We start from the raw sequence: 13,234 nt of genomic DNA, 5'->3' as shown, positions 1-13,234 counted from the left end.
TCGGACGCCGATCTGAAGGCGAGGCGATATTCAGGCCAACCCGGCTCCGAGTATCGCCTCGCTTGCCTCCGCCTGACGGCGCGGGCCGAACGTCTTCGACCATGCCAGCAATTCGCGGAAAGCCGGCGTCAGGCTCCAGGCCGAATCCGTCAGCTCGTATTCGACCTGCAGCGGCTTCTCGGCGAGCACCCTGCGCGCCACCAGGCCGTCGCGCTCGAGCTCGCGCAGCTGCGCAGTCAGCATGTGCTGGGTGATCGGCGCGAGCGCGCGGCGCAGCGCGCCGAACCGCACACCGCCATTCATCAGCGTGAACAGGATCTCGAGCTTCCATTTCCCCCCGAGCGCATGGATCGCGTGCTTGAATTCGATCAGCACATTGGGGTCGGTGGGGCAGCTCTCGCATTCACCGCCGTCACACATATCGCTGGTATTGTTTTCCATACCGGTCTCGAATTTCATCCTATTGTCCAAGATCAGATAGTGACCAGATGCGGCCTGTGCAGGGCGGGCAGTGCAATGTTGGGCCCATCCGCCGAACCATGAAGAGGGCAGGGACATGAGCACGGTTTTGGTCACAGGCGGATCGGGATTCATCGGCGTGCATACGATTCTGCAGCTGCTCGCCGACGGGCACGCGGTGCGAACGACGGTGCGCAATCCGGGTCGCAGCAACGACGTGATCGCGATGCTGCGCGAGGGTGGCGCGCTGGCGCCCGACCAGGTCGGCTTCGTCACCGCCGACCTGCTGCGCGACGATGGCTGGCGCGAGGCGGCCACCGGGTGCGACTACGTGCTGCATGTCGCATCACCGCTCGGCGCCTATGTGCCCGAGGACGAGAATGAGCTGATCGTCCCGGCGCGGGAAGGCACGCTGCGGGTGTTGCGCGCCGCGCGCGACGCCGGCGTCAAGCGCGTGGTCGTGACGTCGTCGTTCGCGGCAATCGGTTACGGCCATCCGCCGCAGGCGGCGCCGTTCAACGAGACCGTATGGTCCAATCTCGATGGCGAGGGCGTGCAGGCCTATCCGAAATCCAAGACGCTGGCCGAGCGCGCCGCCTGGGATTTCGTGGCGCGCCAAGGCAATGGCCTCGAGCTTGCCGTGGTCAACCCCACCGCGGTGTTCGGCCCGGCGCTCGGTGCCGATTTCTCCGAGTCGATCGGCATCATCAAGGCGCTGCTCGACGGCGCGATGCCGGCGGTGCCGCGGATCCATTTCGGCCTCGTCGACGTCCGCGATGTCGCCGACCTGCATCTGCGCGCCATGATGTCGCCCGAGGCCAGCGGTGAGCGCTTCCTGGCGGTCGCCGGCGAGACCATGTCGATCCTCGGGGTCGCCCGAGTGCTGCGCGCAAAACTCGGCAGCAAGGCGCGGCGCGTGCCGCGGTTCCAGGCGCCGGACTGGATGATGCGGCTCGCCGCACGGCGCAACCCGATGGCCCGTGCCGCGCTGCCGCTGCTCGGCAAGGTGCGCCGCGCGACCAGCGCCAAGGCGCAGCACCTGCTCGGCTGGCGCCCGCGCGGCAATGAGGAGATGATCGTCGCGACCGCCGAGAGCCTGATCCGGCTCGGCCTCGTCAAGGCCTGACGGCAGCTCCCGTGCAGCGTGCTTGCCAGACGCGTCGGCGAGTGCTGAATTGCAGCGAGCAGACGGAGGCGCCACCGCGCCGCCGAGAACACCAGGGAGGCTGCGCAGATGGATCGGGTCCTCGCGGCCGCAAAGGCGATCGCCAGCGCGCGCCGCAGCCGGGCGCCGCTCAAGGCGCTTCCGAAGGACGTGGTGCCGCGCGACGAGGCCGAAGGCTATCAGGTGCAGTACGCGTTGCACGCTCTGATGCAGCCACACGTCGGCAGCCTCGTCGGCTACAAGATCGGCTGCACCAGCGCGGTGATGCAGGAATATATCAACATCCCGCACCCCTGCGTCGGTGGCGTGTTCGAGAAGGTCGTGCATGACAGCGGCGTGCGGCTGCCGGCGGCCGAGTTCGTCCATGTCGGCGTCGAGTGCGAGATCGCGGTGCGGCTCGCCCGCAATCTCGCTCCCAGCGAGGCGCCGTTCACCGCCGAATGGGTCGCGGAAGCGATCGATGCCTACTATCCCGCGATCGAGATCGTCGACGACCGCTACGTCAAATGGGAGACATTGGGCGCGCCGACGCTGATTGCCGACGACTTCTTCGCCGCCGGTTGCGTGCTCGGGGAGGAGGTGCCGCGCATCACCGTGCCCGATTTGCGCGCGGTCGCGGGACGCGCGATCGTCAACGGCAAGGAAGAAGGCCGCGGCACCGGCGCCGACGTGCTCGGGCATCCCCACAACGCGCTCGCCTGGCTCGCCAATCATCTCGCCACTGAAGGCCGTGGCTTGCATGCCGGCCAGATCGTACTGACCGGCAGCCTGGTCAAGACGGTGTGGCTGAACGCGGGCAACACGGTCGTGATGGAGCTCGACGGCCTCGGCAAGGTGGAAGCGGCCTTTACGTGAGGTGACGTTGTGCGAGCCTGCCTCCACATAAGGACGTCGTCCCTGCGAAAGCACTAGCGTATATACATATCCTCCGCAGTCTTTCCGGAGTCTTCTCAAAGAGTTGGCCGAAAACCGCAGAGAGCTTACTCATCTGCACTAGGGTTGCGCCCGCCGATTTCGGCTCTCGCCTAGTAGCTAACCCCTTGATGATGAGTCGGTTTTCTAGCCTCGAAGAGATGTGTAAATGCCCTAGTGCGAAAGCAGGGACGACACCGAGTGTGTTGCGCGACCTTGACCTGACTTTACTGAATTCACCTGACTTTCAAGTCGCCGGGCGCTTGGCGTCCGTGACCAGTTCGACCTTGCCGTCGGTCAGCCGGTAGACCGCGCCGACCACCCTGAGCTTGCCCTGACCGACCGCGGCGCTGAGGATCGGCGTTGCCGATTTCAGCTTCGCGACGTTGTCGATGACGTTCTGCCTGATGGCGTTGGCGAGCCGGTCGCCTCCCTTGCCTTCGGTCGCCTTCACCGCCGGTGCGATCGCATTGACCAGCGAGGGCAGATGACCGGGCAGGGTGGTGTTGTCCTTCAGCGACTTGATGGCGGCGTCGACCGCCCCGCAGCTGTCGTGGCCGAGCACCATGAACAGCGGCACGTCGAGCACGGCCGATGCATATTCCAGGCTCGCGATGGTCTCGTCGCTGGCAAAATTGCCCGCGATGCGGCAGACGAACAGATCGCCGCGGCCGGTGTCGAAGGCGTATTCCGGTGCGATGCGGGAGTCCGCGCAACTCAGGATGCCGGCGAACGGATTCTGTCCGCCGGCCAGCGCCTCGCGCTCGTGCTTGAAATCATGCCGCCGCGAGACGCCTTCGACATAGCGCAGATTGCCCTTCACCAGCCGCTCCAGCGCCGCGTCCGGCGCCAGCACATTCTGCGGCTTCGGCGGCGATTTGGTTTCCCTGGCGGAAACCGGCGGGGCAAGGGCGAGGCTGGCGGCGGTGCAGGCCGCGGCAGCGAGGAAGCGGCGCCGGGAGGTCTGGGTGGGAGCTGCGATTTCGCAAAGCTGGCACATCAAAAATCTCCGTAAAATTATCCGGGAATAGCAATCGCGTCCGTGCAAAGGTTGTAGATCATGCGCAGTGCCACCGCAACGACACGGTTTCATGCTCGGTCCCTGCTCCCATGTGCAATTGCGCACTAGGCAGGGATGACGGTGAGGACGAGTCGCAATTCAAGATGTCAAACAGCGCGGTGTGATGACCCGCTAAAGCGAAAGCGGGTGATCCAGTATTGCAGAGACGGCTGTGCTTGATCCGAGAGGCCGCGGCGTACTGGATCGCCCGGTCCCGTCTTCGCCAAGGCTTCGACGAGGCCACGCATCCTTGGCGCGCCGAAGCTTCAGCGGAGGCGGCGAGCCGGGTGATAACAGAGCGGATTCCACGCACACGATCGTCGTCCTGGCGAATGCCCATAGGCGCTAAAATAGGATTTGCGCCTTGGATTCGTTTGTGATTCCAAGATGGAATGGCACACGAATCGCTTGTGAACAAAGATTGGGCGCGCGTTGTCGCCCGACTTGGCGGAGCCGAGGCTCTGAACATTAGCGCGCGCAAGACGAAGGCGTTTGTCCGTCCGCGGGAGATCAGCAATGCGGTCGACTTGCTGCGCCTGATCTTGGCTTATTGCCTTGGTGAGAAAGGGCTGCGGTTGACGGCGGCATGGGCCACGTCGGTTGGGCTTGTCGATATCTCCAACGTGGCTCTGTTGTATCGCTTACGTCAGTGCGGAGATTGGCTGGCAATCTTGGTCGAGCAGGCGCTTGCCGACGCGGCGCCGAAGGCGATCCGCGGTCGTCTGATCCGTATTGTTGACGCCACGACGGTCCCCAAGGCTGGGACGAGCGGCAGGAACAAGAACGCAGTGTGGCGTATCCATAGCGCGTTCGATCTTCCGCAGGAGCGCTTTGGTCACTTCGAACTGACCGATCAGCGAGCGGGCGAGACGCTGGATCGGATACCGGCGGTTGCCGGTGAGATCCGTCTTGCCGATCGCGCCTATCTGCAACCGGAGCGCATGGCGCATCTCGTCGATGCCGATGCAGACTTCGTGATCCGGGCCGGCTGGAAGAGCGCGCGCTGGCTCGATGCCGAAGGTAATCTTGTTGACCTCACTGCCGAACTGCGCAACGCCTCGGCGCGTGGCCTGATCGATCGGCCGATTTGGATAAAGCGCAAGTCAGGTGCGCCGCCGCTCGCAGTGCGTCTGGTTGCCGCGAAGAAGCCGGCGCAAGCTGCTGCGGCTGCGCGACGCAAGGCGCGCCGGACTGCACAAAAGGGAGGTCATCAGCTCTCCAGGCAAACACTTGACGCCGCAGATTGGGTGATCCTGGTGACCTCACTCAGGCCAGAGGACTTCACGACTGCAGATATCCTCGCCCTCTATCGGCTGCGATGGCGCATTGAGCTCGGCTTCAAGCGGCTGAAAAGCCTGATTGGCCTGAAGGGACCTCCCGGAACCGACGAGCGGTCCGCCAGACCCCATATCCTCGCTCATCTGCTGATCATTCTATTGCTCGAGCCGCTCGTCGACGAACTCGAAGACTCTCCCCGCTTGGCCGACGCCGCCTGACCCACCCAGTGACGTGGCGTCTGCTGCGCCAGCTCGTCGCTTCGCTACGGCAAGCGATCATTCCACAGCCCGCAATCGCTCTACTCTGCAGAGCCAGTCACGCTCTCCGGCGACATCTACGCGAGCCACCCAGACATAAGCGCCACTATCAGACTATGATCAAACTATCTTAGCGCCTATGGGCGAATGCCAGGACCCACCACCGCACCTGATGATGAACGAGATCGTGGCCCCAGCATCGCGCAACAACGCTCATTTGGGGTAATGGGTCTTGGCTTTCGCCAGGACGACATTGAATGTGTTGCGCGCGTTGTGAGTCAAACTTCCGCGTTCTCGCGACATGATTTGCCCGAGCTTTGCTCTTCGTTCCGCCCGGATTTGCCCGACGGGCCGATCGCCGCCACCGGATAACCTGCGGGTTATGAAAGGCGCGGGCGGTCTTGTTGTGCCATCGAGCCGGAAAGCCTCAGGTGGCGCGGCCGCTGTCGAGCCGCCGAAGTTTGCGGTTGACTTATCCATAGCTGGATAGTTATATGTTAATCCATAACCAATGGGTTATTGATCGCAAATGCCAGACGCTCACGACATCCTGTTTCGAACCCTCGCAGACCCGACCCGCCGGGCCATCTTCGAGCGCCTGTGCCGCGAGGGCGAGCAGACCGTCGGCGCGCTGACGGCCCGCGCCAGGATCTCGCAGCCGGCGGTGTCGAAGCATCTCGGCGTGCTGAAGCAGGCCGGGCTGGTGCGCGACCGCCATGAAGGCAGGCAGACCCATTACAGCGCGCAACTCGGCGCGCTGGCGCCGCTGATCGACTGGACCAGCCAGATGGCGGGCTTCTGGCAGAACCGGTTCGACCACCTCGAAGATCTCCTCAAAAGGATGGACCAATGAACAAGACCACCGCTGAAACGCGTTCCGCGATCGTCGAGCGTGAATTTCCTCATCCGCCGGAAAAGCTCTGGCGCGCGCTGACCCAACCGCATCTGATGGAGGAGTGGCTGATGAAGAACGACTTCAAGCCCGAGGTCGGGCACAGCTTCAACCTGCGCGGCGAGTGGGGCGGCGTGCTGGACTGCAAGGTGCTCGCTGTGGAGCCGCACAGGACGCTGTCCTACACCTGGAATTTCGTGCATGCGGATGCCGCCTACAATCTCGAGAGCGTTGTGGTCTTCACGCTGACGCCGACGGCGACCGGCACCCATCTGCGCGTCGAGCAGTCCGGCTTCCAGCCGCATCAGAAGCAGGCCTATGGCGGCGCTCATGCCGGATGGAAGCAGTTCCTCGAGAATCTCGATCAGCTGATGGCGCGGCAAGGTTGACGGCCTCTCTCTCTCGTCATTGCGAGCCAACGGGTCGGCGCATAGCGCCGCCCGATGACAGGCTCGGCGAAGCAATCCATCGTGCCGCATACACGGATAGATGGATTGCTTCGTCGCTTCAGCGCAAAATTGCTCTGCAATTTTGTCGGAAGCTCCTCGCAATGACGCTGGATCATTCACTCACCAACAGGAGGTCACATTGAACTGGAACAACTGGATCCGGCAATCGCACCGCTGGCTCTCGATCGCCTTCACGGTCGCCGTCATCATCAACATCGTCGCCATGGTCCTGCAGCAGCAGGCGGTCTGGATCGGCTTGCTAGCGCTGTTCCCGCTGATCTTCATGCTGCTCAGCGGCCTTTATCTGTTCGCGTTGCCATATCTGTCGCCGCGGCGTCAGCATGGGGGATCGACGTCCGCGTCCCAAGTGTGATTGCATGACGTGACGACTTGGGGCGGATGAGGCGCGAGAGACAGCAATGACGGCATCGGAACGTATCGACCGGATGATCGAGGACCTCACCGACTGGCGCGGCAAGACGCTCGCCAGCCTGCGCAAGAGCATCCTCGCCGCCGATCCTGAGATCATCGAGGAGTGGAAGTGGATGGGCAGCCCGGTGTGGTCGCGCGACGGCATCATTGCGGTCGGCAACGCCCACAAGGGCAAGGTCAAGCTGACCTTCATGTATGGCGCGCAGCTGCCCGACCCCGACAAGCTGTTCAACACCGGCTTCGAGGGCAATGCGCGGCGCGCGATCGATCTGTTCGAGGGCGACAAGATCAACGCCCCTGCGCTGAAGACGCTCATTCGTGCTGCGATCGAACTCAACCAGGCCAAATCCAGGAAATCTGCGAAGAAGCCGGCAAAGAAGGCCGCGGGTACCCGCGCGACCGCAAAGAAGAAGGCGTGAGCTGCGCCGCCATGGTGCTCGCGATCCATCCGCGATGATCAAGACCAGGCTCGCCACATTGTCCGATGCGGACGCCATCTCCGCGCTGTTGACGGCCAACAACGGGGAGCACGGTGGCATGCTGCTCGGGCAATGGCCGCGCGACGTGATCGAGACGCGCATTGCAAGCGGGCAATCGATCGTCGTCGCGACCGACGATGAGGGCAGACTGCTCGGCGCGCTCCTGACATCGGAGAAGGGATATGGCGAGGCGCCGCCGGTGCAGGCCATGCTGAAGGCCTGGCCGGGGCGGGCAGATGCGTATGTTTATGGTCCGGTGTGCGTCTCGCGGGACGCGCGCGGCCTTGGCGTGCTGGATGCGTTGTACGCGAAGCTTCAGGCGACGTTCCCCGGCCGCGAGGCAATCCTGTTCATCAGGGAAGACAACCCGCGTTCGCTCAAGGCGCATCTGCGGCTCGGCATGCGCGAGGTCGCGCGATACGACTTCGGCGGCAAGGTCTTCATTGTCCTGAGCGACAGGCCCGACGCGTGAATGCGTCGCGCTCCCGCGCAGGCAAGCTAGGCCGAGATGTCGACCGCCTGGCCGGCCTTGCCGGCGTTCTTCTGGAACGCCTGCTCGATCAGCTCCTTGATCTTCTGCTCGACCGTGGCGCGCTGATCCGGCGTCATGTTCTTGAGATCTTCTTCCGACATGCCCATGCTTTTGGGGATGTTCGCGCGCATCCGGTCCATCGGGCTCATCTGCGCATATTTGAGAAATTTCTGCTCGACGGTGTCGCCGAGCGAGCTGCCGCCGGTGGCGTCGGCGGTCAGCGGTTTCTTCAATGTGCCAGTCGTCATGCTGGCGGTGACCGATCCAAGGGCCGAGATCGACGTCATCTGCGCGCGCAGTCCCCATTGCAATGCTGCAATCGTGGAGCAAATGGCGTGCCATCCGTTGCAGCCGTGATTTCAACGGGATCGCGACGCCGCCACGCGCGCACGACGCGCCGCCGGCAGCTTCTGCCGGGCGAAGTTTGCCGGGCGCTGCCGTCAGGCTATGGTGTGCACGATCACTGGACCCGCAACCCGGTTGCGGCCGTTATGCCTTGGTATGCACGATCACCGGACCCGCAACCCGGTTGCGGCCGTTATGCCTTGGTATGCACGATCACTGGACCCGCAACCGCGGTGGCCTGGCCGACCAGCAATGGGCCGAGATTGTCATCGATCCAGGCCAGCGCGCGGCGGTTGGCCTCTTCGGCGCCGGCATGGTTGTTGAAGACGCTGATCGCGGTGACGGTATCGTCGCCGGCATAGACCACGTAATAGGCCATGAAGCCTTCAACGTCGCTGATGATCGGGATTGCGCCTTCCTTGATCCGGCGCGCGAGTTCCTCGGCGCTACCGGTCTTCGCCTTGGCGTGACGGATGGCGGCATACATGCGTTCCTCCTTCCGGCTGCATCGATCGGGCTGCGCTTCGCGCATGCGCGATCGTACGCCGGACCGGGTGGCGACGCCATCGGGATTGCGGACGGATTAGCTGAAACGCCTGCTCACGACCGTCGTGCGCCGGCCGGGGAGCTTCGGCAGCCTCGCCACATCCGCGCGCGTAGTCGTGGTCCTTGGGCCGGGGGCGGGCTCCGGCTCCTGTTGCTGCAGAAACAGCGTGGCTTCGAACAGCACGCCGGGGGCCTGCTTGGCCGTGCCCGAGCACACCGCCCGGTTGCCGTTGAACGAGCCGGTCAGCTGCGCCTCGACCTCGTCGCATCCGAACACGGTGGTGAACGGGCCGTCGGCATAGCGATGCGTCGTCAGCGTCGCCGTGAAGCGGTCCTGATCGAGTTGATAGGTGCCGCCATAAATGAACATGGCGTCGCCGCCCGAGATCCTGCCATTTGCAAGCTGGACTATTCCGGTGCCTTCGCCCCGCGGCGTCCGGAACCACGCCGCATATCGTCCGTCTCTTTGCATGACCGTCATACAAACAGAAAACCCTGCGTTGTCGTCTCCCTACGTTGCAAGCGCCGGGACTTCTACTGCGCGCTGCTGCGAGGGTTAACGAACCGACAAGGCGATGGCGCGACTTTCGTGAAGCGGTATCGGACTGGTGCGCGGCGATCGTGCCGGCGCACGCCACCGGTCACAAAAAGCCACGACCCTCGCCAGGGGAGCTAGCGAGGGCCGTGTTGGTACACCGCGCCGCGCCTAGGTTCGCGACGAGATGTGGGAGCTCGTAAAGGTCCTACTCAGGCATGATCCGTTTCCGAAAACCGGTTTCCACTCTTGGATCATGCCGTTAGAAGGGCAGCAGCACGTCGAGAACCTGCTGTCCGTAGCGCGGCTGTTGCACGTCGGTGATCTGGCCGCGGCCGCCATAGGCGATGCGGGCCTGGGCGATCTTCGAGGAATCGATGGTGTTGTCGCTCTGGATGTCCTCCGGGCGCACGATGCCGGCCACGATCAACTCGCGGATTTCGAAGTTGACGCGGATCTCCTGCTTGCCTTCGACCACGAGATTGCCGTTCGGCAGCACCTGGGTGACGACCGCGGCGACGTTGGTCTGCAACGCTTCCTGGCGGTTCACCGAGCCCTTGCCGTCGCTGGAGGCGGTGGAGTCGGCGGTCAGGATGCGGCCGGGCAGGATCTTGTTCGGCTGCGTGATGGTCTGCGAGCCCAGGAAGTTGGTGACGCCCGAATCCTCGGAGTTGGTGCGGCTGCGCTGGGTCTCGTTGGCGATCGCGGCCTTGTCGGTGAAGTTCACCGTGATGGTCAGGATGTCGCCGACGCGCGCGGCGCGCTGATCCTTGAAGAAGGCGCGGGAGCCGCTGCGCCACAGCGAGTTCGGGCTGTAGGAGGCGACCTCGGGCTTCGGCATCGGCATCTGCACCGGCTTGTAGCCGGGCTGGGTGGTCGGATTGTCGATCGACGACAGCTTCGGCTGCTCGCCGATCTGGGAGAGACGGTCGATCGACGAGCAACCGCTGGCGATCGTTCCGAGCGCGAGCAGCGCACCGGTCAGGACGAGGCGGTTGATGCGGTACTGGGACATGAACTTTACTCGGCGTTTGGTGCGACTGAACTCAGCTTGACGGAAGCGGAATTGGATTCGGTGGCGTCGGCGGTCGGCGCCGCGCGCGGGGTCGCGACCGAGATCGAGACCTCGCCGCGGCCGGTGACGACGCCGGAGACGGCACGCTTGGACTGCAGATTCATCACGCTGACGGTGTCGCCCTCGGCGCCGCCATCCATCGCCTTGCCGCGGATCGTCAGGTAGAGGCCAGCGGTGCGGTAGATCAGCGTGACGTTCTGGTCGCGGGTGACGAGATCGGGCTTCGCGAGGTCGGCGACGCGCAGCGCCTGGCCGGGGCGGAGCTGGCGGCGGACCTGCATGCCGACGGCGCTGTCGCGCACCGCCGCGTCGTTGCCGATTTCGGCCTTCGGACGGCGCTCGACGATCACGTCGGAGGCCTTCAACACGTCGCCGCGCTCGACATTGCGCGTCAGCACGGCGGCCTCGATGGTTTCGATCGCGGTTCCGGTGAAGCGCAGCTTCGACGGCGCGGCGCCGGCGTCGTTGCCGATCTCGAAGGTCAGGTCGAAACGCGTCGAGCGCGGGTCGTAGCGCACGGCGATCGGCTGCATCGCGCCGGTATTGGTGGCCTCGAGGCGGATGTCGCCGGGATCGCGGTCGAAGGTCAGCGCGATGTTGCCGGCCCTGCCGAGCCCGTGGCGGCCCTCCAGCGCGCGCGACACCTGCTGCTCGATCTCCTTGCTGTCGATGGTGCGCGCCAGCCGGGTGACGGTGATCTCCTTCAGCTCGCGGGTATCGACGCCGATCACCTGGTGCGAGCGCAACACGTTGAGCACTTGCGCGACCGGCAGCGTGCCTGTCGTGCCGAGGTCCGGCGCGCGGTAGACCGCGACGCTGCCGGCGCTGCCGGCGTTGTCGATGAGGTCGCCGACCCGCACGATGTCGTCGGCGACCGTGATGCTGGCGCGCAGCGTCGGCACCGCGATCGTCTCGCGACGGCTTTGCGCGGCGGACGGCGCCACGGTGACGGCGAGGAGCGTGGCTGCGATCAGGAGTGAGCGGGCGATCATCGACATCATCCTCAGCGGAACAGGTTGGAGGTCGACTGCATCATCTGGTCGGCGGCGGAGACCACCTTCGAGTTCATCTCATAGGCGCGCTGCGCGGCGATCAGGTCCGAGATTTCCGAGACCACCTCGACATTGGCCTGTTCGAGGTTGCTCTGCTGCATGTCGCCATAGCCGTCGGTGTTGGCGGTGCCGTCCTGCGGCTGGCCGGAGGCCGGCGTTTCCTGGAACAGATTGTCGCCGATCGGCATCAGGCCGGCCTTGTTGATGAATCGGGTCAGGCCGATCTGGCCGATGTTGGTCGATGCGGTCTGGCCCGGCAGCGTCACCGAGACCTGGCCTTGCGCATTGATGGTGAGGCCGGATGCGTTCTGCGGGATCGTGATCGTCGGCTGCAGCAAATTGCCCTGCGCGTTGACGATGCGGCCCTGATTGTCCATCTGGAACGAGCCGTCGCGGGTGTAGGTGAAGGTGCCGTCCGGCATCAGGATCTTGAAGAAGCCTTCACCGCGGATCGCGATGTCGAGATCGTTGCCGGTCGGCGACAGCGTGCCCTGGGTCATCATGCGCGGCGTGCCGACGGTCTTGACGCCGCCGCCGAGGTCGATGCCCATCGGTATGATGGTGTTCTGATCGGAGGCCTGCGCGCCGACCCGGCGCACATGATCGTAGATCAGGTCCTGGAACGCGGCGCGCTGCTTCTTGTAGCCGGTGGTGCGCAGGTTCGCGATGTTGTTGGAGATCACCTGAACGCTGAGTTCCTGTGCCGCCATTCCGGTCGCAGCTGTATAAAGTGCGCGCATCGGTCAATCCCCCCGATCAGTTCGGCACGTCGGCGAGTTTCTCGATCGCCGATTTGTGCAGGTCGCTCTGCTGCTGCAGCAGCGAGGCGATTTGGGTGTAGGTCCGCGTGATCTCGATCATGCGGCTCATCTCGACGACGGAATTGACGTTCGACTTCTCGATGAAGCCCTGGCGGATCTGGGCCTTGGTGTCCGGCAGAGCCTGCGTGCCTTCGCCCGGCGCGTAGAGGTTGGAGCCTTCCTTCAGCAGGCGCTGGGCCTGCGCGAACGAGACGAGGCGCAGCTTGCCGCGGATCGAGTCGAGACGGGAGGTGCCCTCGAGCACGGTGATGTTGCCGTCGGCGGCGATCGAGACGTCGTGGTCGGTCTGCTGGAAGGTGATCGGGCCGGCGGTGCCGAGCACCTGGTAGCCCGAAGCGGTGACCAACTGGCCGCGATTGTTGATCTGCAGGCTGCCTTCGCGGGTGTAGCGCTCGCCGCCCGGCGTCTGCACCACCAGAAAGGCATTGCCGTCAATCGCGACGTCGAGCGGGTTCTTGGTCTCTTCGGTCGGGCCCTGCGCGAAATCGTGGAAGGTCGCGCGGTCCTGCACGAAGGAGACGCGGCGGTCGGAGGAGGCGAAATTGTCCTCATGCGCGTTCGAGGACAGATATTCCTGGAACAGCGACCGGTCGGCCTTGTAGCCGTTGGTGTTCATGTTCGCGATGTTGTTGGAGACGACATCCATCTGCCGTTCCAGCACCATCTGCTTCGATAGGCCGACCAGAAGCGTATTCTGCATCGGTGGTTCTCCCCTGTGAGGCGATCCGAATGCAGGTTCTCCCAAACCTTCACGCCGGACCCGTCGGTAACCATTGGGTTCTCCCAAACCCTCAGGTTACGCCGTCCTCTCAGCGAAAGCCGTGCCAACTTGGAATGGCGTGTTATTTGAACGGCTTAGGTGTTTGGCCGTGGCGCGCAAGGGGCGGCAGAAAGGTCTTGTTGACCATGTTTGCCCGGCAGTTTTTTCCTAGTGGATGGTAAATC

At 64.2% G+C, this 13,234-nt stretch carries 17 protein-coding genes; 8 read left to right on the top strand and 9 right to left on the bottom strand.

Annotation, left to right across the window (positions count from 1 at the left end):
• Positions 1-30: 30 nt before the first annotated feature.
• Positions 31-441, bottom strand: a complete 411-nt coding sequence (locus tag ACVMDN_RS22885; protein ID WP_057016739.1) for a winged helix-turn-helix transcriptional regulator — start codon at positions 439-441, stop codon at positions 31-33.
• Between the two features lie 115 nt (positions 442-556).
• Here ACVMDN_RS22885 and ACVMDN_RS22880 point away from each other — a divergent pair, with 115 nt between their 5' ends.
• Both ACVMDN_RS22880 and ACVMDN_RS22875 read left to right on the top strand, forming a co-directional pair.
• On the top strand, positions 557-1,585 hold the full coding sequence (locus ACVMDN_RS22880; protein ID WP_057016666.1) for an SDR family oxidoreductase: 1,029 nt from the start codon (positions 557-559) through the stop codon (positions 1,583-1,585).
• Positions 1,586-1,693: 108 nt separating this feature from the next.
• Positions 1,694-2,479, top strand: a complete 786-nt coding sequence (locus ACVMDN_RS22875; RefSeq protein ID WP_168854992.1) for a 2-keto-4-pentenoate hydratase — start codon at positions 1,694-1,696, stop codon at positions 2,477-2,479.
• 304 nt (positions 2,480-2,783) lie between these two features.
• On the opposite strand, the gene ACVMDN_RS22870 is transcribed toward ACVMDN_RS22875, so the two are convergent.
• Positions 2,784-3,536 (bottom strand): carbonic anhydrase, encoded by a 753-nt coding sequence (locus tag ACVMDN_RS22870; RefSeq protein WP_253623684.1) that lies wholly within the window; start codon positions 3,534-3,536, stop codon positions 2,784-2,786.
• A 470-nt stretch (positions 3,537-4,006) separates the two neighbouring features.
• On the opposite strand from ACVMDN_RS22870, the gene ACVMDN_RS22865 reads away from it, so the two are divergent.
• The 6 genes from ACVMDN_RS22865 to ACVMDN_RS22840 all read left to right on the top strand — a co-directional run bounded on the left by ACVMDN_RS22865 (position 4,007) and on the right by ACVMDN_RS22840 (position 7,855).
• Positions 4,007-5,092 (top strand): IS4 family transposase, encoded by a 1,086-nt coding sequence (locus ACVMDN_RS22865; protein WP_253587271.1) that lies wholly within the window; start codon positions 4,007-4,009, stop codon positions 5,090-5,092.
• A 568-nt stretch (positions 5,093-5,660) separates the two neighbouring features.
• Positions 5,661-5,984: an ArsR/SmtB family transcription factor gene (locus tag ACVMDN_RS22860; RefSeq protein WP_016846748.1), complete on the top strand. Its 324-nt coding sequence runs from the start codon at positions 5,661-5,663 to the stop codon at positions 5,982-5,984.
• The gene (locus ACVMDN_RS22855) at positions 5,981-6,412 is read left to right on the top strand and encodes an SRPBCC family protein (protein WP_057018633.1); all 432 of its coding nucleotides are present in this window, start codon (positions 5,981-5,983) and stop codon (positions 6,410-6,412) included. The genes ACVMDN_RS22860 and ACVMDN_RS22855 overlap by 4 nt, the downstream gene beginning before the upstream one ends.
• A 199-nt stretch (positions 6,413-6,611) precedes the next feature.
• Entirely contained in the window at positions 6,612-6,845 is a 234-nt protein-coding gene (locus tag ACVMDN_RS22850; RefSeq protein WP_076825666.1) for a hypothetical protein, read from the top strand.
• 46 nt (positions 6,846-6,891) lie between these two features.
• Positions 6,892-7,323, top strand: a complete 432-nt coding sequence (locus ACVMDN_RS22845; protein WP_076825664.1) for a DUF1801 domain-containing protein — start codon at positions 6,892-6,894, stop codon at positions 7,321-7,323.
• 34 nt (positions 7,324-7,357) lie between these two features.
• Positions 7,358-7,855 carry a GNAT family N-acetyltransferase gene (locus tag ACVMDN_RS22840; protein ID WP_076825662.1) on the top strand — a complete coding sequence of 166 codons (498 nt, stop codon included), beginning with the start codon at positions 7,358-7,360 and terminating at the stop codon, positions 7,853-7,855.
• Positions 7,856-7,881: 26 nt separating this feature from the next.
• Here the strand turns inward: ACVMDN_RS22840 and ACVMDN_RS22835 are convergent, their stop codons facing one another.
• The 7 genes from ACVMDN_RS22835 to flgF form a co-directional block, all read right to left on the bottom strand.
• Positions 7,882-8,202 (bottom strand): hypothetical protein, encoded by a 321-nt coding sequence (locus ACVMDN_RS22835; RefSeq protein ID WP_456834970.1) that lies wholly within the window; start codon positions 8,200-8,202, stop codon positions 7,882-7,884.
• A 251-nt stretch (positions 8,203-8,453) separates the two neighbouring features.
• Positions 8,454-8,747, bottom strand: a complete 294-nt coding sequence (locus ACVMDN_RS22830; RefSeq protein ID WP_028337177.1) for a hypothetical protein — start codon at positions 8,745-8,747, stop codon at positions 8,454-8,456.
• Between the two features lie 96 nt (positions 8,748-8,843).
• Entirely contained in the window at positions 8,844-9,176 is a 333-nt protein-coding gene (locus ACVMDN_RS22825; RefSeq protein WP_371852101.1) for a hypothetical protein, read from the bottom strand.
• 427 nt (positions 9,177-9,603) lie between these two features.
• Positions 9,604-10,356: a flagellar basal body L-ring protein FlgH gene (flgH, locus tag ACVMDN_RS22820; RefSeq protein ID WP_028337175.1), complete on the bottom strand. Its 753-nt coding sequence runs from the start codon at positions 10,354-10,356 to the stop codon at positions 9,604-9,606.
• Between the two features lie 5 nt (positions 10,357-10,361).
• A complete protein-coding gene (gene flgA, locus ACVMDN_RS22815) occupies positions 10,362-11,417 on the bottom strand; it encodes a flagellar basal body P-ring formation chaperone FlgA (RefSeq protein ID WP_253623686.1) in 1,056 nt (351 codons plus the stop codon).
• Between the two features lie 2 nt (positions 11,418-11,419).
• Positions 11,420-12,208, bottom strand: a complete 789-nt coding sequence (gene flgG / locus ACVMDN_RS22810; RefSeq protein ID WP_076825657.1) for a flagellar basal-body rod protein FlgG — start codon at positions 12,206-12,208, stop codon at positions 11,420-11,422.
• Between the two features lie 16 nt (positions 12,209-12,224).
• Positions 12,225-12,989, bottom strand: coding sequence for a flagellar basal-body rod protein FlgF (gene flgF, locus ACVMDN_RS22805; RefSeq protein ID WP_057018627.1), 765 nt, complete (start codon positions 12,987-12,989; stop codon positions 12,225-12,227).
• Positions 12,990-13,234: the final 245 nt, after the last annotated feature.

Source organism: Bradyrhizobium sp. USDA 4510 (assembly GCF_054059095.1).
The sequence above is the reverse complement of the archived record's forward strand: the minus strand, read 5'-3'. Positions and strand labels throughout refer to the sequence as shown.

Bases quoted from the DNA above. Each gene is read 5' to 3' on its own strand.
- ACVMDN_RS22885 (WP_057016739.1), bottom strand. From the start codon at position 441: ATGGAAAACAATACCAGCGATATGTGTGACGGCGGTGAATGCGAGAGC.
- ACVMDN_RS22880 (WP_057016666.1), top strand. From the start codon at position 557: ATGAGCACGGTTTTGGTCACAGGCGGATCGGGATTCATCGGCGTGCAT.
- ACVMDN_RS22875 (WP_168854992.1), top strand. From the start codon at position 1,694: ATGGATCGGGTCCTCGCGGCCGCAAAGGCGATCGCCAGCGCGCGCCGC.
- ACVMDN_RS22870 (WP_253623684.1), bottom strand. From the start codon at position 3,536: ATGTGCCAGCTTTGCGAAATCGCAGCTCCCACCCAGACCTCCCGGCGC.
- ACVMDN_RS22860 (WP_016846748.1), top strand. From the start codon at position 5,661: ATGCCAGACGCTCACGACATCCTGTTTCGAACCCTCGCAGACCCGACC.
- ACVMDN_RS22855 (WP_057018633.1), top strand. From the start codon at position 5,981: ATGAACAAGACCACCGCTGAAACGCGTTCCGCGATCGTCGAGCGTGAA.
- ACVMDN_RS22845 (WP_076825664.1), top strand. From the start codon at position 6,892: ATGACGGCATCGGAACGTATCGACCGGATGATCGAGGACCTCACCGAC.
- ACVMDN_RS22840 (WP_076825662.1), top strand. From the start codon at position 7,358: ATGATCAAGACCAGGCTCGCCACATTGTCCGATGCGGACGCCATCTCC.
- ACVMDN_RS22835 (WP_456834970.1), bottom strand. From the start codon at position 8,202: ATGACGTCGATCTCGGCCCTTGGATCGGTCACCGCCAGCATGACGACT.
- ACVMDN_RS22830 (WP_028337177.1), bottom strand. From the start codon at position 8,747: ATGTATGCCGCCATCCGTCACGCCAAGGCGAAGACCGGTAGCGCCGAG.
- ACVMDN_RS22825 (WP_371852101.1), bottom strand. From the start codon at position 9,176: ATGTTCATTTATGGCGGCACCTATCAACTCGATCAGGACCGCTTCACG.
- flgH (WP_028337175.1), bottom strand. From the start codon at position 10,356: ATGTCCCAGTACCGCATCAACCGCCTCGTCCTGACCGGTGCGCTGCTC.
- flgA (WP_253623686.1), bottom strand. From the start codon at position 11,417: ATGATGTCGATGATCGCCCGCTCACTCCTGATCGCAGCCACGCTCCTC.
- flgG (WP_076825657.1), bottom strand. From the start codon at position 12,208: ATGCGCGCACTTTATACAGCTGCGACCGGAATGGCGGCACAGGAACTC.
- flgF (WP_057018627.1), bottom strand. From the start codon at position 12,989: ATGCAGAATACGCTTCTGGTCGGCCTATCGAAGCAGATGGTGCTGGAA.